This is a genomic window from Faecalibacterium hattorii (assembly GCF_003287455.1).
Taxonomy (GTDB): Bacteria; Bacillota; Clostridia; order Oscillospirales; family Ruminococcaceae; genus Faecalibacterium; species Faecalibacterium hattorii.
On record NZ_PRLC01000007.1, the window covers coordinates 95,743 to 117,085 of the forward strand.

19 protein-coding genes are annotated in these 21,343 nt (G+C 62.7%); 6 read left to right on the forward strand and 13 right to left on the reverse strand.

Going from position 1 to position 21,343, the window contains the following annotated elements; genetic code table 11:
- Positions 1-83: 83 nt before the first annotated feature.
- Both C4N23_RS06465 and C4N23_RS06470 read left to right on the forward strand, forming a co-directional pair.
- A complete protein-coding gene (locus C4N23_RS06465) occupies positions 84-671 on the forward strand; it encodes an RICIN domain-containing protein (RefSeq protein ID WP_112144896.1) in 588 nt (195 codons plus the stop codon).
- Positions 672-746: 75 nt separating this feature from the next.
- Positions 747-1,277: an NUDIX hydrolase gene (locus tag C4N23_RS06470; protein WP_112144898.1), complete on the forward strand. Its 531-nt coding sequence runs from the start codon at positions 747-749 to the stop codon at positions 1,275-1,277.
- A gap of 52 nt (positions 1,278-1,329) precedes the next feature.
- Here the strand turns inward: C4N23_RS06470 and C4N23_RS06475 are convergent, their stop codons facing one another.
- On the reverse strand, positions 1,330-2,388 hold the full coding sequence (locus tag C4N23_RS06475; RefSeq protein ID WP_112144900.1) for a PTS sugar transporter subunit IIC: 1,059 nt from the start codon (positions 2,386-2,388) through the stop codon (positions 1,330-1,332).
- A 357-nt stretch (positions 2,389-2,745) separates the two neighbouring features.
- Between C4N23_RS06475 and C4N23_RS06480 the strand changes: the two genes are divergently transcribed.
- Positions 2,746-4,293 carry a GH25 family lysozyme gene (locus tag C4N23_RS06480; RefSeq protein WP_112144902.1) on the forward strand — a complete coding sequence of 516 codons (1,548 nt, stop codon included), beginning with the start codon at positions 2,746-2,748 and terminating at the stop codon, positions 4,291-4,293.
- 66 nt (positions 4,294-4,359) lie between these two features.
- Here the strand turns inward: C4N23_RS06480 and dnaJ are convergent, their stop codons facing one another.
- The 6 genes from dnaJ to C4N23_RS06510 form a co-directional block, all read right to left on the reverse strand.
- Positions 4,360-5,532: a molecular chaperone DnaJ gene (gene dnaJ / locus C4N23_RS06485; protein ID WP_112144904.1), complete on the reverse strand. Its 1,173-nt coding sequence runs from the start codon at positions 5,530-5,532 to the stop codon at positions 4,360-4,362.
- A 116-nt stretch (positions 5,533-5,648) separates the two neighbouring features.
- The gene (gene dnaK, locus C4N23_RS06490; protein WP_055191745.1) at positions 5,649-7,481 is read right to left on the reverse strand and encodes a molecular chaperone DnaK; all 1,833 of its coding nucleotides are present in this window, start codon (positions 7,479-7,481) and stop codon (positions 5,649-5,651) included.
- Positions 7,482-7,576: 95 nt separating this feature from the next.
- Positions 7,577-8,194: a nucleotide exchange factor GrpE gene (locus tag C4N23_RS06495; RefSeq protein ID WP_112144906.1), complete on the reverse strand. Its 618-nt coding sequence runs from the start codon at positions 8,192-8,194 to the stop codon at positions 7,577-7,579.
- Entirely contained in the window at positions 8,191-9,264 is a 1,074-nt protein-coding gene (gene hrcA, locus C4N23_RS06500) for a heat-inducible transcriptional repressor HrcA (RefSeq protein WP_112144907.1), read from the reverse strand. The genes C4N23_RS06495 and hrcA overlap by 4 nt, the downstream gene beginning before the upstream one ends.
- A 234-nt stretch (positions 9,265-9,498) precedes the next feature.
- On the reverse strand, positions 9,499-10,041 hold the full coding sequence (locus C4N23_RS06505; protein ID WP_055191750.1) for a stage V sporulation T C-terminal domain-containing protein: 543 nt from the start codon (positions 10,039-10,041) through the stop codon (positions 9,499-9,501).
- Positions 10,042-10,136: 95 nt separating this feature from the next.
- Positions 10,137-11,630 carry a sensor domain-containing diguanylate cyclase gene (locus tag C4N23_RS06510; protein WP_112144908.1) on the reverse strand — a complete coding sequence of 498 codons (1,494 nt, stop codon included), beginning with the start codon at positions 11,628-11,630 and terminating at the stop codon, positions 10,137-10,139.
- A gap of 224 nt (positions 11,631-11,854) precedes the next feature.
- Between C4N23_RS06510 and C4N23_RS06515 the strand changes: the two genes are divergently transcribed.
- On the forward strand, positions 11,855-13,150 hold the full coding sequence (locus C4N23_RS06515) for a BaiN/RdsA family NAD(P)/FAD-dependent oxidoreductase (protein ID WP_112144910.1): 1,296 nt from the start codon (positions 11,855-11,857) through the stop codon (positions 13,148-13,150).
- On the opposite strand, the gene C4N23_RS06520 is transcribed toward C4N23_RS06515, so the two are convergent.
- Positions 13,065-14,528, reverse strand: coding sequence for an alanine/glycine:cation symporter family protein (locus C4N23_RS06520; RefSeq protein WP_112144912.1), 1,464 nt, complete (start codon positions 14,526-14,528; stop codon positions 13,065-13,067). The genes C4N23_RS06515 and C4N23_RS06520 overlap by 86 nt on opposite strands.
- Before the next feature lie 126 nt (positions 14,529-14,654).
- Between C4N23_RS06520 and C4N23_RS06525 the strand changes: the two genes are divergently transcribed.
- Complete coding sequence (locus C4N23_RS06525; protein ID WP_112144914.1) at positions 14,655-15,572, forward strand: hypothetical protein; 918 nt, start codon at positions 14,655-14,657, stop codon at positions 15,570-15,572.
- Here the strand turns inward: C4N23_RS06525 and pdxR are convergent.
- Positions 15,479-16,918: a MocR-like pyridoxine biosynthesis transcription factor PdxR gene (gene pdxR / locus C4N23_RS06530; RefSeq protein ID WP_112144916.1), complete on the reverse strand. Its 1,440-nt coding sequence runs from the start codon at positions 16,916-16,918 to the stop codon at positions 15,479-15,481. The genes C4N23_RS06525 and pdxR overlap by 94 nt on opposite strands.
- Before the next feature lie 163 nt (positions 16,919-17,081).
- Here pdxR and C4N23_RS06535 point away from each other — a divergent pair, with 163 nt between their 5' ends.
- Positions 17,082-17,738, forward strand: a complete 657-nt coding sequence (locus C4N23_RS06535; RefSeq protein ID WP_112144918.1) for an ECF transporter S component — start codon at positions 17,082-17,084, stop codon at positions 17,736-17,738.
- A gap of 83 nt (positions 17,739-17,821) precedes the next feature.
- Here the strand turns inward: C4N23_RS06535 and C4N23_RS06540 are convergent, their stop codons facing one another.
- The 4 genes from C4N23_RS06540 to C4N23_RS06555 all read right to left on the reverse strand — a co-directional run bounded on the left by C4N23_RS06540 (position 17,822) and on the right by C4N23_RS06555 (position 21,342).
- Positions 17,822-18,250: a PIN domain-containing protein gene (locus C4N23_RS06540; RefSeq protein ID WP_112144920.1), complete on the reverse strand. Its 429-nt coding sequence runs from the start codon at positions 18,248-18,250 to the stop codon at positions 17,822-17,824.
- Entirely contained in the window at positions 18,247-18,462 is a 216-nt protein-coding gene (locus C4N23_RS06545) for a type II toxin-antitoxin system Phd/YefM family antitoxin (protein WP_097839145.1), read from the reverse strand. The genes C4N23_RS06540 and C4N23_RS06545 overlap by 4 nt, the downstream gene beginning before the upstream one ends.
- A gap of 131 nt (positions 18,463-18,593) precedes the next feature.
- Complete coding sequence (locus tag C4N23_RS06550) at positions 18,594-19,430, reverse strand: putative RNA methyltransferase (protein ID WP_112144922.1); 837 nt, start codon at positions 19,428-19,430, stop codon at positions 18,594-18,596.
- A complete protein-coding gene (locus C4N23_RS06555; protein ID WP_112144924.1) occupies positions 19,420-21,342 on the reverse strand; it encodes a DEAD/DEAH box helicase in 1,923 nt (640 codons plus the stop codon). Before C4N23_RS06555 ends, C4N23_RS06550 begins: the two co-directional genes overlap by 11 nt.
- Position 21,343 lies beyond the last annotated feature (1 nt).

Genomic DNA, 21,343 nt, shown 5'->3' on the forward strand with positions numbered 1-21,343 from the left:
TTTTCAATTCTTGTTGCCTGAGAGGAAATGCGCTATAATAGAATCATTCAATCGGCGGATACCGGAAAGGAGAAACAAGCGCTATGGCAAAAACATCGCAGGTCGTTTTAATGGAAAATGAATTTTACCTGATCAAGGCCCCGAACGGGAAGGTGTTGGAGGTAAAGAACTTCAATACCGAGAACGGCGCTGCGATCCAGCTTTGGGATTACGCGGGCCATCCGTGGCAGCAGTGGCAGTTCGTGGACGCGGGCGAGGGCCGCTGGCGCATCCAGAACCGCTTTACCGGCAAGTTCATCGACCTCGCCCTCAGCGGCGTGGTAGAGGGCACATGGCTGCACCAGTGGAGCCGCAGCAGCGGGCTGAGCCAGTGCTGGGCGCTGGAACCCACCCGCAACGGCCGCACCCGCATTCGGAACGTGCTGGCCGACAAGTACATCGACCTTGTGGCCATGAACACCTCGAACGGCGCACAGGCTCAGATCTGGAACTACGTTTCCGGCGGCAATCAGGAGTGGAACCTCGTCCGGGTGGACGCTTCCGCCGCGCAGACCAACGCCCGCGCCGATGAAGCCCACGACCCGGAGCCGACGCCCTCCCAGCGCAAGCACCAGAACGATCTGGTCCGGAAGCTGAACGACGCGGGCAAAGGCCGCGCTGCACGCAAATAGCCAAACAACACAAAAGGCGTCCCGCGGGGCAGACTGCGGGACGCCTTTTTGAATGAAAAATAGAGGAGAACTCCCATGAACGCAGAATTCCCCATGCTGAACACGACGCTGTGCTATCTGGAGCAGGGCGGCAAGTGGCTGATGCTCCACCGCGTGACCAAGAAAAACGACATGAACCACGACAAGTGGATCGGCGTGGGCGGCAAGTTCGAGCCTTTTGAAAGCCCGGAAGACTGCCTTCTGCGGGAGGTGCGGGAGGAAACGGGCCTGACCCTGACGAACTACCGCCTCCGGGGCATCGTGACCTTTTTGCTGGGCAGCCTGACCGAGTATATGTTCCTCTACACCGCCGACGGCTGGACCGGCGAGCTGGTGAAGGACGCCGCCCGGAACGAAGGGGTGCTGGAATGGGTGCCGAAGAGCGAAGTCGAGGCCCTGCCCGTCTGGGAGGGCGATAAAATTTTCTTCCGCTTATTAAAAGAGGACCGCCCGTTCTTCTCCCTCAAGCTGAAATATGAGGGGGACGATCTAACGGAAGCGGTCCTTGATGGGGAACTCCTTCCGTCATCGCTTCGCGATGCCACCTCCCTCAAAGTGGGAGGCTAATAGGCTCCCTCTTTGAGGGAGCTGGCGCGGCAACGCCGCGACTGAGGGAGTCTTAATTCAGCTTCAGATCTCCTTCTTTGATCCAGCCCAGCTTGCGCTCGATCTCGCAGAAGAGGACACTGAGCACGGCGGGCAGGACGAAGCAGAGCAGCAGCATGGCAGCCCAGTCCATCGGGGTGATGGCGGCCTTGGTGCCCGCGGCGATGTCGTTGACCCAGCCGGTGTAGACGCCGATCTGGCCCACCAGACCGCAGGTGCCCATGCCGGAGGAGACCGCCGCGCCGTTCATCTCAAAGTGGAACAGGCAGGTGGCCAGCGGGCCGGTGATGGCCGAGGCCAGCGTGGGGGCGATCCAGATGCGGGGGTTCTTGATGATGTTGCCCATCTGGAGCATACTGGTGCCCAGACCCTGACTGACCAGACCGCCCACGCCGTTTTCCTGATAGCTCATGACGGCGAAGCCGACCATCTGGGCGCAGCAGCCCGCCACCGCCGCGCCGCCCGCAAGGCCGGTCAGGCCCAGTGCCGCGCAGATGGCCGCCGAAGAGATGGGCAGGGTCAGCGCCACGCCCACGATGACCGACACGAGGATGCCCATGACCAGCGGGGCCTGTTCGGTAGCCCACATGATCAGGGTGCCCACCTGACTTGCCGCCGCACCGATGGGGGCCGCGATGAGCATGGAGAGGCCGACGCCGACAAAAATAGTCACCAGAGGGGTCACAAGAATATCGACCTTGGTCTCCTTGCTCACGGCCTTGCCCAGCTCCGCTGCCACGATGGCAATGATGAGGACGGCCAGCGGGCCGCCCGCTCCGCCCAAGGCGTTGGCCGAGTAGCCCACCGTGATAAGGCTGAACAGCACCAGCGGCGGGCAGTGGAGCGCCCAGCCGATCGCGCACGCCATAGCCGGGCCGCTCATGGCTGTGGCATAGCCGCCCAGATCCACCAGCATCTCAAGCCCGGTCTGCTGGCCCAGCGTCTTAATGATGGTGCCGATCAGCAAGCTGGCAAACAGGCCCTGTGCCATTGCGCCCAGCGCCTCGATCAGGTAGCGCTGGGGGGTAATGACGATATCTTTTCGTTTCAAAAACTCCTTGAAGTTCGACATAGAAATTTCCGCCTTTCTTCCCGGCATCTCACTGCAACGGGACTGCATGTCCATCATCATACCATACACCTGTCAAGACAGCAAGTGAAATTCTCGCTTTTCGTGAAAAGAACCAAATTTTTTAGCGGCAGACGCAATTTTTGCGCCGGATGAACCGTATCTTTCATGGAGCGATTTTTCTCTTTTCCGTTCGTGCTTTTCCCGACGCACCGCTGCAAAGAAGATTGACGGGGACCGGGGGTTGGGTGTATACTGGAAGAGTGAAACTAGGATTACAGATCCGTTCCGATTCAACCGGGTTCGTTTTTGCCGCGGGGCGGCCGCTGCCCGATGATTTTTGGAGGAAAAGCTAACGGTATGAAACATAAATTTTCATCTGTTTCGAATGATACATCCGCAAAGCGGTCCCACCGCGGCGTGGGACAGGCTGTGGCGGCTCTCGTCATGGCCTTGGCGCTGACCATCGGCGGCGCGGGCACCACCATCCTGCTGGCTTCCCAGCCTGCGGGCCTGACCGTTGCGCCCGTCACCGTCGATTGGGAGGAGAGCAGTTCCCTCAAGCACAACAACACCAAAAAGCACACGTCCGAGCCCGCTGCGTCCAGTACAGCAGAGGAACCGGCTGCGGCAGAGGACGAAGCTGCCGAGCAAGAACAGCCCGCCGCTTCCGTCTCTGCCCCTGCCGCCAGCGTGACGACCGCAGAGCCCGCTGCGTCCAGTGCAGCAGCCGCTCCAGCGGCCCCTTCCGAACCGGCCGCTGAGCCGGGACCCGCCGCCCCTGAAACCGAACCGGAAGAAGACGACCCCATGGCCGGTTCGGCAGAGGAGGTGGACCACGAAAACGCTGCCTTCCCCCACTTCGTGCAGGAAACGGAAGAGCTGGCCGCGGAGGACCCGCTGCGCGCCCCGGAAGAGACCGCAGATGACGTCTCGGCAGAAGTCGCCGAGACTCCTGCCGCCTCCGAAAACGGCGGGGATCTTTCCGCCGCTGCGATCACCGACACGGACGGCACCATCCTGCTGACACCGGAAGAGATCCGCGCCGCGCTGGACGCCGGTACGCTGGACGAGAGCAGCGTAGACACCCAGTGCCTTGACAGTGAGAACGGCTTCCTGAAATGGCTGTGGGAGTTCCTCTTCGGCAAAAAGGACGACACCCCCGCCCCCCCTGCGCCTGTCTACTCCGGCTGGCGTGTGGAAAACGGCAACACCTATTATTACAGCCAGACCACCAACCAGCGGGTGACCGGCATCCAGTCCATTGACAACAAGCTCTATTACTTCGATGCCAACGGCGTCAAGCGGGACGCCACCTTCGGCATCGACGTCTCCAAATATCAGGCCAGCGTGGACTTTGAAAAGGTCAAAGAGGCCGGGGTCCAGTTCGTCATCATCCGCCTCGGTTACCGTGGCTACGGCTCCGGCACGCTGGTGCAGGACCCTAAGTTCGAGGAGCACTTCACCAACGCGCGGAACGCCGGTCTGCGGGTGGGCGTCTACTGCTTCACACAGGCCGTCAATGAGGACGAGGCCCGCGAGGAAGCTCAGGCGTGCGTCTACGTCCTGAACGGCCGCCAGCTCGACTACCCCATCTACTATGACACCGAGGCCACCGGCACCGGTTCCGGCCGCGCCGACGGTCTGGGCGTGGAGGACCGCACCAAGTGTGCCGTCGCCTTCTGCGAGGAGGTCAAGGCCCTCGGCTACCAGCCCGGCGTCTACGCTTCGACCACATGGTTCCGCAAGCGCCTCGACTTGAGCCAGCTGACCAAGTACAACATCTGGAACGCTCACTACAACGTTGCCAGCAGCCCCATCGCCTGCAACATGTGGCAGGGCAGCTGCACCGCCCGCATCCCCGGCTACGGCGGCCAGATCGATGTGAACATCAGCTACATGGGCTGATCCTTTCCCGACAGCAAAAAAATCCCGGAAACCAAACGGTTTCCGGGATTTTCGTTTGCCCTGAGATCAGGCGAACATATCCTTCAGCTTCTTAAAGAAGCCCTTGCGCTTTTCGTAGTTTTCCTCTTTCAGGGTGCCCTCGAATTTCTTCAGGGCGTCACGCTGGGCCTTGTTCAGCTTCTTGGGGATCTCGACCTCGCACTTGACGTACATATCGCCCCGGCCCCGGCCGTTCAAGTACTGGATTCCCTTGCCGCGCAGCCGGAAGGTGGTGCCGCTCTGGGTGCCTTCGGGGACGGTGTACTCCACCTTGCCGTCAATGGACGGCACGGTGACGCTGTCGCCGAGGACGGCCTGACTGTAGGTAATGGGCACCGTGACCCAGACATCGTAACCATCCCGCTGGAAGACCTCGCTGGGCCGGACAGTGACCATCACGATGACATCGCCGGAAGGGCCGCCGTTGGTGCCGGCGTCGCCCATGCCGCGGAGCGCAAAGCTCTGATCGTCGTCGATGCCCATGGGGATGGACACCTCCAGCGTCTTCTTGGTGGCCGTTTTGCCGGAGCCGTGGCAGACCTTGCAGGGGTTCTTGACCAGCTTGCCCTTGCCGCCGCAGCGGGAGCAGGGCTGCTGGGTCTGCATCACACCGAAGGGGGTGCGCTGCTGGCGGATGACGTAGCCGCGGCCGCCGCAGTCGGGGCAGGTCTCCGGGCTGGAGCCCGCCGCGCAGCCGGAGCCGTGGCACTCGGTGCACTCCTGCTGGCGGGTGATGGTGATGTTCTTCTTGCAGCCATGCACGGCCTCGTCAAAGCTCAGGGTGATCCGCACGCGGATGTCCTGCCCCTTGCGGGGGGCGTTGGGGTTTGCCTGACGGGACGAGCCGCCAAAACCGCCGAACCCGCCGCCGAAGATATCGCCGAAGATGTCGCCCAGATCGACGCCATCGGCACCGCCGAAGCCGCCGAAGCCGCCCGCGCCGCCGCCGTTCTGGGCCGCGTAGCTGGGGTCAACACCCGCGAAGCCGTACTGGTCGTACATCTGGCGCTTCTTCGGGTCCGAAAGCACCTCGTTGGCTTCATTGACTTCCTTGAATTTTTCCTCGGCATCCTTGTCGCCGGGGTTGTAGTCCGGGTGGTACTTCATTGCCAGCTTGCGGTAGGCTTTTTTGATCTCCGCATCGGTAGCGCTTTTGGATACCCCCAGCACCTCGTAGTAATCACGCTTTTCCTGTGCCATATCCCTCTAACCTCGTAAACCCACAAAGGCCGCTCCGGCAAAACCGGAGCGGCTTTTGCTTATTCCTCAGCCCACATCCGCCGGTTTGGCCGGACGTGTGCCGCTTGTATCAAACATTAGACTTCCTTGAAGTCAGCATCCACGACGCCGTCATCCCCCGGCTTCTGCTGGTTGTTGTTCGCACCGGCATCGGGGCCCGGCTGTGCGCCGGCGGCCTGCTGAGCGGCTGCGGCTGCCTGATACATCTTCTCGAAGACGTGGCTCAGAGCATCCTGCTTTGCCTTGATGTCGTCGATGGAGCCGGACTGCACTGCGGTCTTCAGCTCGGCCAGCTTGGCCTCGGCCTCGCTCTTGACGTCGGCGGGCATCTTGTCGCCGTTTTCCTTCAGCATCTTCTCCGTCTGGAAGACCATCTGGTCGGCACCGTTGCGGATATCGACCTCTTCGCGCTTCTTCTTGTCGTCGGCAGCGAACTGCTCGGCTTCCTTGACGGCCTTATCGATATCGTCCTTAGACATATTGGTGGAAGCAGTGATGGTGATGTTCTGCTCCTTGCCGGTGCCCAGATCCTTTGCGCTGACCTTCACGATGCCGTTTGCATCAATATCGAAGGTGACTTCGATCTGAGGCACACCACGGGGAGCCGGAGCGATGCCATCCAGATGGAAGACGCCGAGGCTCTTGTTATCGCGTGCGAACTCACGCTCGCCCTGCAGGACATTGATCTCGACCGAGGGCTGATTGTCCGCTGCGGTGGAGAAGACCTGACTCTTGTGGGTGGGGATGGTGGTGTTGCGCTCGATGATCTTGGTGCACACGCCGCCCAGAGTCTCAATGCCGAGGCTCAGCGGGGTGACATCCAGCAGCAGCAGACCCTTGACATCGCCCTGCAGGACGCCGCCCTGAATGGCAGCACCGACAGCCACACACTCATCGGGGTTGATGCCCTTGAAGGGCTCGCAGTTCAGTTCCTTCTTCACAGCGTCGTAGACGGCGGGGATACGGGTGGAACCACCGACCATCAGGACCTTCTTCAGGTCGGAAGCGCGCAGACCTGCATCCTGCAGAGCCTTGCGGACAGGAGTCATGGTGCGATCGACCAGATCAGCGGTCAGCTCGTTGAACTTTGCGCGGGTCAGGGTCATATCGAGGTGCTTGGGGCCGGTCGCATCGGCGGTGATGAAGGGCAGGTTGATCTGGCTGCTCATTGCGCTGGACAGCTCGATCTTTGCCTTCTCGGCAGCTTCCTTCAGGCGCTGAGCGGCCATCTTGTCCTTGCGCAGGTCGATGCCGTTTTCGGTCTGGAAGGCATCCGCCATCCAGTCGATGATGCGCTGGTCGAAGTCGTCGCCGCCCAGATGGGTGTCGCCGTTGGTGGCCAGAACTTCGGTAACGCCGTCGCCCATCTCGATGATGGAGACATCGAAGGTGCCGCCGCCGAGGTCGTAGACCATGATCTTCTGGTCGTCTTCCTTATCGATGCCGTATGCCAGAGAAGCGGCAGTGGGCTCGTTGATGATACGCTTGACGTTCAAGCCCGCGATGGTGCCGGCGTCCTTGGTAGCCTGACGCTGGCTGTCGTTGAAGTAGGCGGGAACGGTGATGACGGCCTCGGTGACGGGCTCGCCCAGATAAGCTTCGGCGTCAGCCTTCAGCTTCTGCAGGATCATGGCGCTGACCTGCTGGGGAGTGTACTCCTTGCCGTTCAGGGTCACCTTATGGTCGGTGCCCATCTGACGCTTGATGGAAGAAACGGTGTTCTCCGGGTTGGTGATGGCCTGACGCTTTGCGACCTGACCGACCAGACGGTCACCGGTCTTGGTGAAGCCAACAACGGACGGGGTGGTGCGGGCACCCTCAGAGTTTGCGATGACGACGGGCTCGCCGCCCTCCATGACAGCCACGCAGCTATTGGTCGTGCCAAGGTCGATACCAATGATCTTACTCATAATAAAAGCTCCTCTCAATTCAGAACGTATTGTTTATATGATGCTCAAAGTGGATAAGCGGATGTTTATTGAAACTCCCCTGCGGGAGGCTTGGCTTATTCAGCCACCACAACGGTCGCATGGCGGACGATCTTGTCGCCCAGCTTGTAGCCCTTCTGGTAAACGGTGACCACCGTACCGCTCTCTTGGCCCTCTTCTGCGGGGACCTGCTGCACGGCGTTCATGATGTTGGGATCAAAGGCCTTGCCCAGTGCTTCGATCTCCTCCACATGGAGGGCATCCAGCGCCTTGGCGGCTTTGTCCAGCGTCATGGTCACGCCCTTTTTGTAATTCTCGTCGGTGGTGGGGGCGTTGGCCGCCATCTCCAGCGTATCGAGGATCGGGATGATCTGGTTGACCGCGAAGGAAATGCCGTCGTTGAACTTCTGGTCAGCCTCGCGGGCCGTGCGCTTGCGGTAGTTGTCGTACTCGGCAGCCATCCGCAGCAGCTTGTCTTTCGTCTGGCCCGCCTCCTGCTGGGCGGCTTCGAGCTTCGCCTTTACGGCCTCTAGCTCATGGGTCTTTTTGTTGAACCAGCCGTCCTTCTTGCCGTCCTTTTCCTCGGCGGCGGGAGCAGTCTGTTCCGCAGCCGCTTCCGGCGCGGCCTGTTCTGCGGTCTTGGGCTCCGCAGCGGGCTGTTCCTGCTGCGGGGTCTTCTTGGTTTCTTCGCTCATTCGAGATCCTCCTTATAGATCACAGTCCGCCGGGGTGCGGCTGCCTGCGGGGTATCTTTTTGTCGGCCGCTCATTCCCTCGCCCAGATGATCGGCAAAGGCGTGGAGCAGCGGCATCAGCTTCTGGAACGGCATCCGGGTGGGTCCGATCAGTGCCACCGAACCCCACAGCCCGCCGCCGACCAGATACCGGTCGCTGACGATGCACAGGCCGGGGATCTGCGGCTCAATATCCTCACCCAGCAGCACGCTTTCCCTGCGCTCTGCAGGCGGTGCGATGAGCCGGGCGGCCTCTTCCTCGTCGTTCAGCAGCGAGAGGATGGAGCCGACCTTGCCTTCCAGCTGGGGCCAGTCGAGCAGGTACTGCTCACCGCCCAGATAGACATGGGGCGTGGTGGAATCCTGCAAGATCGCCGCCGCCGCCGAGACCACCGGCACCAGCTCCGGGCCGATCTGGCTGCACAGCTCCGCAAGGAGCCGGGGCGAAAGATCTACGGGAGCCACGAAGGTCAGGTTCCGGTTGAGCAGAGCGGCCAGCGCCGCCGCGTTCTCGCGGGAGAGGCCGGTGCGGACCCGCGCCACACGGGTGCGGACGTAACCGGCTGTGGTGACGGCCAGAACTGCCGCCGCGCTGCGGCCCACCTGCACGACTTCGTAATGCGCGATGCACAGATCCTCGGCACAGGGGGTGCTGATGGCGGCCGTGTAGCCGCTGATGGCGGCCAGCGCCTTCGCCGCGCCCTGCGCGAGCTTTTCAGGCTCATGGTCAAGGCTGGCGAACACGGCATCCACCCGTGCACCGGTCACACGGTCCAGCGGCTGATCGTCGGTCAGCAGATTATCCAGATAATAACGGTAGCCCTTGGCGCTGGGCACGCGGCCCGCGCTGGTGTGGGGCTGCTCCAGCAGACCCAGCTTTGTCAGCGCCGCCATCTCATTGCGCAGCGTCGCGCTGGAAACCGCCATGTCAAAGTAGTTTGCCAGCACACTGCTGCCCACGGGCTCACCTTCGAGACCATACAGCGCCACGATTGCCTGCAAGACTCGCTGCTTGCGTGCATCCATCGTCATAGCGCCTGCCTCCTTTGTTTGCTTTTTGTTCTTTAGCACTCCATCTTCCTGAGTGCTAAGACCATTATATTCAATTTTCCGGCGCTGTCAATAGGTTCGCAGAAAAGTTTTGAAAGATTCACAAATTATACATCTCTCTCAAATCAAAATCGGCCAAGCCGGAAAATCGGATCAGCGTTTGCGCCAACTGGCGCACCACCCGATTTTCCGGCTTGGCCTTCTTCCTTTATAATGTTATTCTTCCATTTGTTTGGCCAGAAACGCCGCCGCAACGGCTATCGCCTTTTGCTGGGCAGCGTCTGGCTGGGCGCTCTTGTCCTCGGTCAAAAGCCCCACCGCGCCGGTCACATCCCCCGCCGCGATGATGGGACTGACGCAGAGCAGCACCCGCTGGGCCCCCTCGCAGGGCAGCAGGGTCTTCTCCGCCTCGCCCTCGCTGGCGTAGGGCTTGCGGCCGTCCATCAGCCTTTCCAGCGGCTGACTGACGCTGCGGTCGATGAGGTCCCGCCGCCCGGCACCGGACGCCGTGAGGATGCGGTCCCGGTCGCAGACGAAGGCCGTCAGTGCGAAACTCTTGCTCAGCGCATCGACGTACTGGGTCGTCACGCCGCTCAGCTCCCCCACCGGCGAATACTTTTTGAAGATGACCTCTCCCTCGCCGGTCGTGAAAATTTCCAGCGGGTCGCCCCGGCGGATGCGCTGGGTGCGGCGGATCTCCTTCGGGATGACCACCCGCCCCAGCTCGTCGATGCGGCGCACGATGCCTGTCGCTTTCATAGCACATTCTCCCTTTCTCTGTTCGGCGTTTCCTTTGTTCCCAGATTTCGTTTTCTGTGGTTATTTTGTGGTAAGAGAAAGAGAATTATTCAATCTCAGATTTTCTGCTTGATGCTCCGGCTGCTCCCAGTTTTTTGTTTGTCTTCATACATCCGCTGATCGGCAAGGATGCGCAGCTCCCGCACGTCGGCGCTGTCCGCCGGGTAACAGACCACGCCGCAGCTGGTGCTGATGTCGATGGTCTGCCCCTCCAGCACATAGGTCTGGCGGATAATCGATTTGATGGTTTCCATCCGCTGCGCACACCGTTCTGCGTCCACTTCGCCGTTGACGATAAGGGCGAACTCGTCGCCGCCGATTCGGAAGGCGTAGTCCGTGTTCCGCACACAGCTCCGCAGCCGGCCCGCCACCGCTTTGAGCAGCTGGTCGCCGACGTCATGGCCGTAAGTATCATTCACCGGCTTGAACCGGTCAAGGTCGAGGTAGAACAGCACAAAAGGCTCGCCCTGCTGTTCCTTCTCTTTCAGGGTCTTGTTGAAGCACCGCTCGTTGAGCAGGCCGGTCAGGCCGTCGCTGTTGGCAAGGCCCTCCATCTTTTTGCGCTCGCTGGCCTCCGCACGCAGGGCGTGTTCCTTTTCCTCCACTTCCTGCCGGGCGTTGATCCGGACAAACCGCACCAGCGTGAACACAATGCCCGCCATCAATGCGATCAGCAGCAGGATGGTCGCCGTCTGGATCTTCCGCATCCCGGCGTCCACCACGCTCCGGTCCACGATGCCGACGATGCTCAGGCTCTGAAAACCCACCGGCTGATAGACCAGATAATAGCTCTTGCCCCCATAACGGTACGCCACACTGCCCCGGCCGCTGTTCTGCACGTCTTCGCGCATCTTGGCCAAGGCATTGGTGTTGATCTGTGCGTTCTGCTCCAGAAAATCAAACAGGTTTTCCATCCGGGGCTCGATCTCACTCTTCGGCTCTTCGGAGAGCATGATATCACCCGACGGATAGATGATGTAGCAATCGCTCTGGCCGTTGTAGGCGTGCCCGCCGATCATTTCTTCCAGCGTCTCGTTGTCGTAGCTGACAGCGATGCAGGTGTAGGTCTCGCCGTCCACTTCCACCGGCTCAATGGGTACCGTGAACACGACCCGGCGCTCCCCGTTTTTCATGGTATAGCTGCCCACACAGGGATGTCCGGTGGCGTACATTTCGGAAAATGCGCCCCAGATGTGCTTAGCCGAGCCATAGCCGCCCTCGGCATCCAGATAGGTGCAGTCTTCGTTGAACAAGTACAGGCCGCTGTATTTCCATGTAGGCTTCTGTTGGTTGAACAGGCACAGACTGGCCCGGACCGCCTCCCCGTCGGCGTCATCCTGCAGGTTGCTGCCCCACTCGCTCAGCACATTCCAGTTCCGCTGGGCGAACATGGTGAAGGTCTTGTCCACCTGCTCATAGGTCTCCAGAAGGTTTTTGGTGCTCTCGGTGTAAAACTGGTGCTGGACATAGATCATATACCCCACGATGCCCACCACAAGCACGGCAGCCAGCAGGATCGACAGCGTGATCTTCTCTTTGCTCCTCTTCATATTCTACGCTTTCTTTTGCGATGTTTCGTTTATTTTTTTACTGCCTCAACTTTTTCTCGAAGGGCAGCTAAGATTTCTTTACCGTTTTTTCAATAAAAATTTACCAAAACCAGTGATTTTTGTCAATGGCATTTTTCCTGTTTTCCCGAAGGGACTGGTCGTTTTTTTCGGTTTATGCTATACTGGGATCGAATCCGGGACATCCCCGAACCAAGGAGCGTTTCATGCAACAGATCGTAATTTTAGGCGGCGGTGCTGCAGGTATGGCGGCCGCGCTGGCAGCGGCACAGGCGGCGGGCGGCTCGGCCCGCATCACCCTGCTGGACCGCAACCCCCGCTGCGGCAAAAAGCTGCTGGCAACCGGCAACGGCCGCTGCAACCTCGACAACACCGGCATCGCGCCGGAGTGCTATTTCACCGCCGACCCCAAGGCGCTGGCCCCGCTGCTGGCGGCGGTGGAGCGGAGCGCCCCGCTGGAGTGGTTCCGGGCGCTGGGCCTTTACACCCGCACCGACGAGGCCGGGCGGGTCTACCCTTACTCGAATCAAGCCGCCGATGTGCTGGCCCTGCTGGAAGGGCAGATGGCCCGCCTCGGCGTAGAGGTGCGGACCGGCTGCACCGTAAATACCATCAGCCAGAACCGGAACGGTTACACCGTCCTCTTCGACAGCGCCGAGCACAGTAACGAGACCCTCCACGCCGATGCCGTCATCTGTGCGCTGGGCGGCAACGCAGGCCCTCAGTTCGGCACCGACGGCTTCGGCACCAAGTTCGCCGCCCAGTGCGGCGGGAAGCTGGAGCCGCTCTACCCCTGCCTGACCGCCTTGCAGGTGGCAAAACCGAACCGATCCCTTGCGGGCATCCGGGCCAAGGCCGCAGCCTCCCTGCTGGACCTCGACCGGCACACCACCCTCGCCGCCGAGACGGGCGAGGTACAGTTCACCGAATATGGCCTGTCCGGCATCTGCATCATGCAGCTTTCCGGTCTGCTGGCCCCCAAGCGCGGGCCCAAGCGCCCGGCCGTGGAGCTGGACCTCTTCCCCGCGCTGGACGAAGCGGCCCTGACGGCCCTGTTCGCGGGGCGGGTGTCCCTGCTGCCCGGCAAGACCCCCGCCGATCTCTGGACGGGTCTGCTGAACCCGAAGCTGGGCAAGGCGCTCTGGGCCGCAGCCCATCTGCCGGACAAGCCCCTGAACACCCTGCCCGATGCCGCGTGGCAGGTGCTGGCCAACACCGCAAAGCACTGGCTCTTCGAGGGGCTGACCCCCTGCGGATGGAAACAGGCCCAGACCACCGGCGGCGGTCTGAGCCTGACAGAGCTGGAACCCAGTTTTCAATTCAAGGGCTGCCCCGGCCTCTACTTTGTGGGCGAAACGCTGGACTGCGCCGGAATGTGCGGCGGCTTCAATCTCCACTGGGCCTTCGGCAGCGGCATCACCGCCGGGCGGGACGCGGTGCGCTCGCTGTCAGCGGCGCGACATCTCGCCCATAAAAAACGCGGGCAGCGTAATTCCGGGTGATCCGTGCCACCGTGCCGGAAAGCCCCGCCACGCCCACGAGGTTGGGCAGCATCATCAGCCCATTGAACGTGTCGGACAGGTCCCACGCGAGGTCGAGCTTCATCACCGCGCCCACCACCATGATCCCCACGAACACGGCCTGATACGCCCCGCCGGCCCGCGGCCCCAACAGGTAGCTGACCGCCTTGGTGCCGTACTGGCTCCATCCCAACACTGTGGAGTAGGCGAACAGTAAGATCGACACCGCGATGAACTTGGGCCCGAAGCTGCCGAAGACGGTGGAAAAGGCTTTGCCCACCAGCGCGGAACCCACGACCCCGGCGGCGGCGCGGCCTGTTTCCAGATCCACCAGACCCGACGTCAGGATGACAAGGGCTGTCAGGGTGCAGACCACAAGGGTATCCGCAAAGACCTCGAACAGCCCCCACATCCCCTGCTGCACCGGCTCGGTGACGTTGGAGGACGAATGCACCATGACCGACGCGCCGAGACCCGCTTCGTTGGAAAAGGCCCCCCGCTTGAACCCCCACGTCACGGCGCGGGCCACGCCGCAGCCCAGCACCCCACCGCCCGCCGGGGCCAGCCCGAAGGCCCCCCGGAAGATGGCCGCGAAGGCCGCCGGGACGGCAGAAGCGTGGACCAGCACCACCACCAGCGCCCCGCCGAGGTAGAACAGGGCCATCAGCGGCACGACCCGCTCCGCCACCGCCGCCACCCGCTTGAGCCCGCCGAAGATCACCGCCGCCGAACATCCGGCCAGCACCACCCCGGTGGCCAGTTCCGGCACCCCGAAGGCGGCGCGCAGGTTCCCCGCGATGGAATTGATCTGGCTCATGTTCCCCATGCCGAACGACGCCAGCACACAGGAGGCTGCAAACAGCACGGCCAGCACCCGGCCCAGCTGTTTGCAGCCTTTTTTGCGCCCCAGCCCGTCGGCGAGGTAGTACATCGCGCCACCCTGCCACGCGCCCTCCTCATTCTTGTGCCGGTAAAAGATGCCCAGCACGTTTTCGGAAAAGCTGGTCATCATGCCGAGGAGGGCCATGACCCACATCCAGAACACCGCCCCCGGCCCGCCGCTGAGGATGGCCGTTGCCACCCCCACGATGTTGCCGGTGCCGATGGTGGCCGCCAGCGCGGTGCACAGGCTCTGGAACTGGCTGATAGCCTGATCGTCGGTGCCCGTGTGGGCGGTCACGCTCCGGTCGGTGAAGATGGCCCCGATGGTCTGCCGCATCCAGTACCGGAAGTGCACGAGCTGGAAAAAGCCCGTCCGCACCGAGAGCATCGCCCCCGCCCCGAAGAGCAGTGCCAGCCCCAGCGGCCCCCACACGACCCCATTGACCGCGCCGTTGACGGCAGTAATGGTCTCCAACATCGCAAGATCCCCCCTGCCACACTGTATGGCAGAGGGGATCGTTGTATGCGCCGGGATCGTTTTTTGTATAATCCGCCCTTTGCCGGGCCATCCTTTCGGTATCATTTGCAAAAAGGAGGGCGCAGGATGCACAAGGGAGGTTGGAGGCCGTTCTGGGCTGCGCTGGGGGCGGCGTTGCTGGTGCTGCTGCCCCTTGTGGGCGGCACGGTGCTGCTCACCCGCCGGATGCTGCACACCCAGCTCCTTGCCCAGACCGCCGAACCTCAGCAGGGCGTGCCCATCACACTGCCCAAGGAGGACGACCGGATGACGGTGCTGCTCTGCACTGCCGGGGAGCAGCCGGGCTTTCTGCTCCTCTACCTGAACGCCCCGCAGAACGTCTGCGGCCTCTTGGCCGTGCCGGGGGAGCTGACTGTTCCCTTCGGGGATGGGGAAGCGTCCCTCACCCGCTGCTACGCGGCGGCGGGTCCGGCGCGGTGCCGCCAAGCCCTGCTGGAAACGCTGGCCCTGCCGGAGGATACCTTTTATCTGGCTCTTTCCCCCGCCGTGCTGGAAAAGCTGGCGTCCCGCTACGGGGCCGTGCGGGTGGGGTTCTCCGGGGCATTCACCACCGAAGAGCTGGCCGCCCTCGGCCAGACCGGCAATGTCCAGACCCTCAGCGCGGGGGAAGCCTCCGCCTTTCTGACCGGCCTCGACGAAGCCGGGCGCATCCCGCCTGCCCACCGGGCCGCGGCACGGGCCGCAGTGTGGGACGCCTTTTTCCGGCAGGATCTCGAACTGCTCCCCGCCTCCCTGCCGGACGCCCTCCGGGCCCAGAGTTCCGCCCTGCTGACGGACTTCACCGCGCAGGACTACGCCCGCCTCGGCGAGATTCTGGAGTTCCTCGCCAACCGCGCAGCCTCCATCCGGGCCGACGCTTTGCCCGGCGCATGGGACCGGGCCAGCGGCACTTATTCGGTCACGGAAGCCTCCCGCGCGGCGGTGCAGACCTTCCTCAACGTTTCGCCCACCGACGAACAGGCATCGTCCGCCAGCGAGCCGTAACCCAGCACGAACGTTCCCGCAAGGCCGGGCGTTTCGCCGGTCAGGTCAAAATCGCTCAACAGACTCAGCCGCACCCCCTGCTGTGCCGCCGCCACCCGAAGGGCCGGGTCCGGCGGGGCCTGTTTCACCTCAGCCAGCAGGTGCAGCCCCGTGTGCAGCCCGGCTAAGGTCAGCTCACCGGGGGCAAAAGCCCCGTTCAGCGCCTTGGTCAGCGCGTCCCGCCGGGCCTTGTAGGCCACCCGCTCCCGCGCCAGATGCCGGGTAAAGTACCCCTCGGTGATGAACCGGGCCAGCGTCTGCTGCTCGAACCGGCTGACCGTGCTGGAATAAAGCCGGTAAGCCGCCCGCCACGCCGGGAGGAGCTGCACCGGCAGCACCATATAGGCGATGCGGATGCTGGGGGCAAGGCTCCGGGAGCAGGTGGAGAGATAGATCACCGGGCCATCGGCCCCGGCCATCCCCTGCAAGCTGGGCAGTGGGCGGGTGTCGAACCGGAACTCGGAGTCGTAGTCGTCCTCGATGATGTACCGCTCCCCCGGCTTGCGGGACGCCCAATGGAGCAGCTCCGCCCGCCGCCCGGCGGGCATGGTGACCCCCGTGGGGAACTGGTGGCTTGGGGTGACGTAGCAGACCGCCGCGCCCGACCGGGTCAGTGCCTCGATGGACAGGCCGTCCTCGTCCACAGGAAGGCAGCAGCAGGGCACGCCGTTGTTTTCCAGCACCCGCTTGGCGCGGGGGTAGCCGGGGTTTTCCACCGCCGCCGCACCGGGCAGCAGCGGGGCCAGCAGCCCCAGCAGGTATTCCAATCCGGCTCCCACCACGATCTGTTCCGCGCTGCACCGCACGCCCCGGTACTCTTCGAGGTAGCCGGCCAGCGCCCGCCGCAGTTCGAGATCGCCCTGCGCGTCGCCGTGGGTCAGCAGCTCCGGCGAGGAATAGAGCAGCTCCTTTTGGAGCCGCGCCCATGTCCGGAACGGGAAGAGCGCCGGGTCCACCCCCCGCGTGGAGAGATCATAGCGGACGGGCCGCTCCGGCTGGGCCGCCGGGGGCAGCGGGGCCGGGGCGGCGGGCAGGGTCTCCGGCCGGACGGGCAGGGCCAGATACTCCTGTACATAAAAACCGCTGCGCTCCCGCGATTCCAGATACCCTTCCGCCGCCAGAAGCTGATACGCGGCGTCCACCGTGTTGACCGACACCGACAATTCCGCCGCCAGCCGCCGCTTGCCGGGCATCCGAGTGCCCGCCGGGATGGCCCCGGTGCGCATTTCCTCCGCAAGGCTATCGTAGAGCTGTTCGTACAGCGGCACCGCCGAGGCCGCATCCAGCGCTGTTGTCAAGTGGAACACAAAACCCCTCCTCTTTTTGGGCAGTCTTCCAAACTGACCCCATAAAAAAACTCTATTCTGGGTATTTTCACGGGTTCAGTTCTGCGTATAATAAGAGCATACCCGCCGAGACCGAAAATGTCAATCGGTTTTATGGGTTTTGTGAAAATGGAGGGAATACATCATGTCAACAACCGCAATGTGGCTGCTGCTGGCAGTCGTCGTCATCGTTATCCTCTTTGCCAGTGTGCTGTATAAGCGCACCTTTACCGTGCACGAGCTGGCGCTCACCGGCGTCATGGCCGCGCTGAGCCTTGTGGCCTACCTGTTCTTCCGGGTGCCGTTCTACGGCGGCTCCTCGTTCCATCTGGGCAACACCTTCACGGCCCTGACCGCCCTGCTGCTGGACGGCGTGTCCGGCGGTCTGGCCGGTGCCATCGGTCTGGCGCTGGCCGACATTCTGGCCGGTGATCCGGGTTACGCCGTCACCACCTTTGTGCTGAAGTTCATCATCGGCATCACCTGCGGTGCCGTGGCACACAAGGCCTTCAAGCTCCGCGACCTCGACCGCCACAGCGCCGGTTACCTCGTCAAGGTCATCGTGGCTGCCGGTTCCGGTCTGCTGCTGAACGTCGTCACCGACCCGTTCCTCGGCTACTTCCGCAACGTTTACATCTTCGGTCAGGAGTACACCGTCGCACAGGCTCTTTCCAAGATCGCCGGCGGCGTCACCTTCGTCAACAGCGTGGCCTCCACGGTCTGCGCCGTCATCCTCTACCTCGCCCTGCGCCCGGCGCTGGAACGCGCCAATCTCCTGCCCAAGGGTGAGAAGAAGCACTAAGCATTTCTCCAACCTCTCCACAGGTCTCTGACAAAACCGCCCCCGGTCCTGCACGTTCATGCAGCACCGGGGGCGGTTGCGTTTTAATTGATACTGTTTTGTTCCAGCTGCTCCAAAAAGACGTCCGGCGTATAGACCGGCACCGACGATTTCGCGTAGTCTTTCGTGTTGCGGGTCACGATGCAGTCCACCTGAGAACGCAGTGCCGTTTCGATCATCACGGCATCCTCAAAGTCCGCAGTCGGGGATGCGATCGCGTGGAACACATCCTCTGCCGAAGTATCCAGCAGCCCTACGATCGTCAATAGCTGACTGAGTTTCTGACGGCTTTCCTTATCACTGTGGGTGCAGCGGTGGGTCAGGTAATAGATATCCGTCGCCGCCTTTGCGGTAATGCAGCCGGTAAACCATTCCGCTGCGGCCGCGCGGAAGATGCTTCGTGCCGGAATGGAGAACGGCTCCCGATTTTGCAGAAAATCCATTACGACGCAGGTATCCAGCAGCGCCTTCATAACTTCCCCAGCCTTTCCTCCCGTGCCTGTTCCAGCGTCATCGTCGCCGGGACGCTGCCAAACAGCGACTCCACTGTGTTCAGCTTATTCTGGTAGGGCGAGGTCAATTTTGCAATGGTCTTGCCGTTGCGGGTGATGTAGACTTCCTCCGTTGCAGCCAGCAGAAGATATTTGCCCAAGTTATTCTTGAGCTCCGTTGCAGTGATCGACATCTTGACAGCCTCCTTTTCCTCATCGTACTATTATTATATCAAATTCGTTCGATGAATTCAAACGAATCGGACGAATTTACCAAATAAAATATCCCGGTCTGGCATTCATTCGATGCAAACCGGGACATTTTTTATTCTTTCTCAAACACCAAGAACCGGAAGGCGATGTCCGTCGTCAATTCCGGGAGGGCGGCGAGGCGGGCCGCGCCGTCGCGGGGCGTCTTCCAGTAGTAGGGCGTCATGGCGAAAAGCGCTTCGAGCTGGGCAGCGGGCACCGTGATGGTGCCGGAGACTTCCCGCTCTCCAATGGGGCGGAAACCCTCATAGGCCACCTGCTGCACCGGATTTTTGTAGGGCGTATCGTAGAGGATCGCCTTCATCTGGTACAGATGCTCCGCGCCGGGCACCACATAGATCATCCGCCCGCCGGGGCGCAGGACGCGGAGGAACTCCTCCCGCGCAAAGGGCGAGAAGCAGTTCAGCAGCAGGTCGGCCCAGCCGGTGCGGACGGGCTGGGCAAAGCTGGACGCCACGGCGTACCGGGCCGCGGGCAGAGCTTTGGCGGCCCAGCGGACCGCCGGTTTTGCGATGTCGAACCCGGCCAGCGCCAGCGGCTGTTCCGCCGCTTCGAACTGCCCGGCGATGCACCGGTCATACCAGCCCTCACCGCAGCCCGCATCCAGCAGGTGCAGCGGCGCATCCGGCGCGGCGGGCTGGCCGTATTCGAGGCAAAGCTCGCCCAGCGCCTGACCAAAGATGCTGTAGTACCCCCCGTTGAGGAAAGCGCGGCGGGCGGCGACCATCTCCTTGCTGTCGCCGGGGGCCTTGGTGCGCATACTCTGCACCGGCAGCAGATGCCAGTAGCCCTCCTTGGCGCGGTCAAAGCAGTGGCCGGAGGGGCACTTCAGGTCCCGCTCACCGGTCAGCGGCCCGCCGCACAGCGGGCACTGCCACGGCTCACATTTCATCGCTGTGATCCTCGATGGGGGCCGTTGCACCGCCGTGGGCGTTCATATACTCCTCGAAGTTGGTGAACTTCTGCTGCGGCGGGCGGCGGCTGATGAGCACAAGGCCCGGATCTTCGTCCCGGCTGGGGGCAGCGGCACGGCCGCGCCCGCGGGAGGTCTCCTGCTTGGGGGCGCGGGGCGCACGGGCGGGCTGGCTGCTGCGCTCACTGCGGAGTTTGCCGCTCTGGGCACTGTTCTGGGCCGGGCGGGCAGCGCGGTCGCCGTTACGCTCCGTGCGCTCATTGCGGCTGCCGCGGGCCGGGCGGCTCTGGCCGTTCTGGCCGTTCGGCTGGGCATTGCGGCGGTTCTGGCCGCTGCCCTGTTCGCTCTTGGCGTTGTTCGCTGCCGGAGCGGCCTTGGCGGCGGGCTGAGCCGGGGCGGCCTTCTTCACAGGGCGGAGCGGCGTTGCCTCCGGGGCGCTCACAAAGTGGGGGTCAAACTTGGGCTGCGCATTGCTGCCCCGGTTGGGGGCGGCACTGTCCTCGCGGCGGGGGCGGTTATTATTGGAACGGCGGTTTTCATTGCGCCCGCCGGAAGTTCGCTTCTGATTTTCGTCCATGGATGGTTCCTCTTTCGGTTGAGATTTCAACGGCTGCTTTTCTGCGGCCGGTTTTTCTTTTTTGGGTCTGGCCGGTTTCACGGCCTTGGCGGGCTGTTCCGGCTTGGCAGCCGGGGCTTCGGCTTCCGCCTTGGGCTTTTTGCCCCGCACCGGCGGCTCCTTCTTGGCGGGGGCGGGCACGCCGTCCCACGGGTGGCCGGACACCACCGGGATCTTCTGGCGGTTCAGCTTTTCGATGCCGGCCAGATACTCCTGCTCCTCCGGGGCGCAGAAGCTGACGGCGGTGCCGTCTGCGCCCGCGCGGGCCGTGCGGCCGATGCGGTGGACGTAAGTTTCCGGCACTTCGGGCAGGTCGTAGTTGAAGACATGGGACAGCTCGCTGATGTCGATGCCGCGGGCGGCGATGTCGGTGGCGACCAGCACCTTGGTCTGCCCGGCCTTGAAGCCTTCCAGCGCGGCCACACGGGCAGACTGGCTCTTGTTGCCGTGGATGGCGGCGGCGGGGATGCCTTGCTTGTTCAGGTCTTTTGCGATCTTATCCGCGCCGTGCTTGGTGCGGCTGAAGACCAGCGCGTTCTGCACCGGCGGGTTCAGGTTCTGGATAAGCCACGGCAGCAGGAATTTCTTGTTGCCCTTCTCGACGAAGTACAGGCTCTGGTCGATGCGGTCCACCGTGCTGGACACGGGATCCACCTTGACGAAGGCGGGGTCGTGCAGGATGCCCGCCGCCAGCTGCTCGATCTCCTTGGGCATGGTGGCGCTGAACATCAGGTTCTGGCGCACTTTGGGCAGCTTTGCGATGACCTTCTTCACGTCATGCACAAAGCCCATGTCCAGCATCCGGTCGGCCTCGTCCAGCACGAAGATCTCGATGCTGCCGAGGTCGATGAGCCCCTGCCCCACAAGGTCGTTCAGGCGGCCGGGGCAGGCGATGAGGATATCGACGCCCTTTTTGATGGCTGCCACCTGCGGGGCCTGACCCACACCGCCGAAAATGACGGTGCTGCGCAGAGAGAGGTACTTGCCGTACATTTCAAAGCTCTCGCCGATCTGCAGAGCCAGCTCACGGGTGGGGGTGAGGATCAGGGCGCGGACAGCCCCTTTCTTCTTCGCAGGGTTCGCGGTCAGGCGGTCGAGCATGGGCAGCGCAAAGGCTGCGGTCTTGCCGGTGCCCGTTTGGGCGCAACCCATCAAGTCCCTCCCGGCCAGCACCGGCGGGATGGCCGATGCCTGAATGGGCGAGGGGGATTCGTAACCCGCCTCCGCAACGGCACGCAGCAGCGGGGCGGACAGATTCAGTTCGTTAAAAGTCATG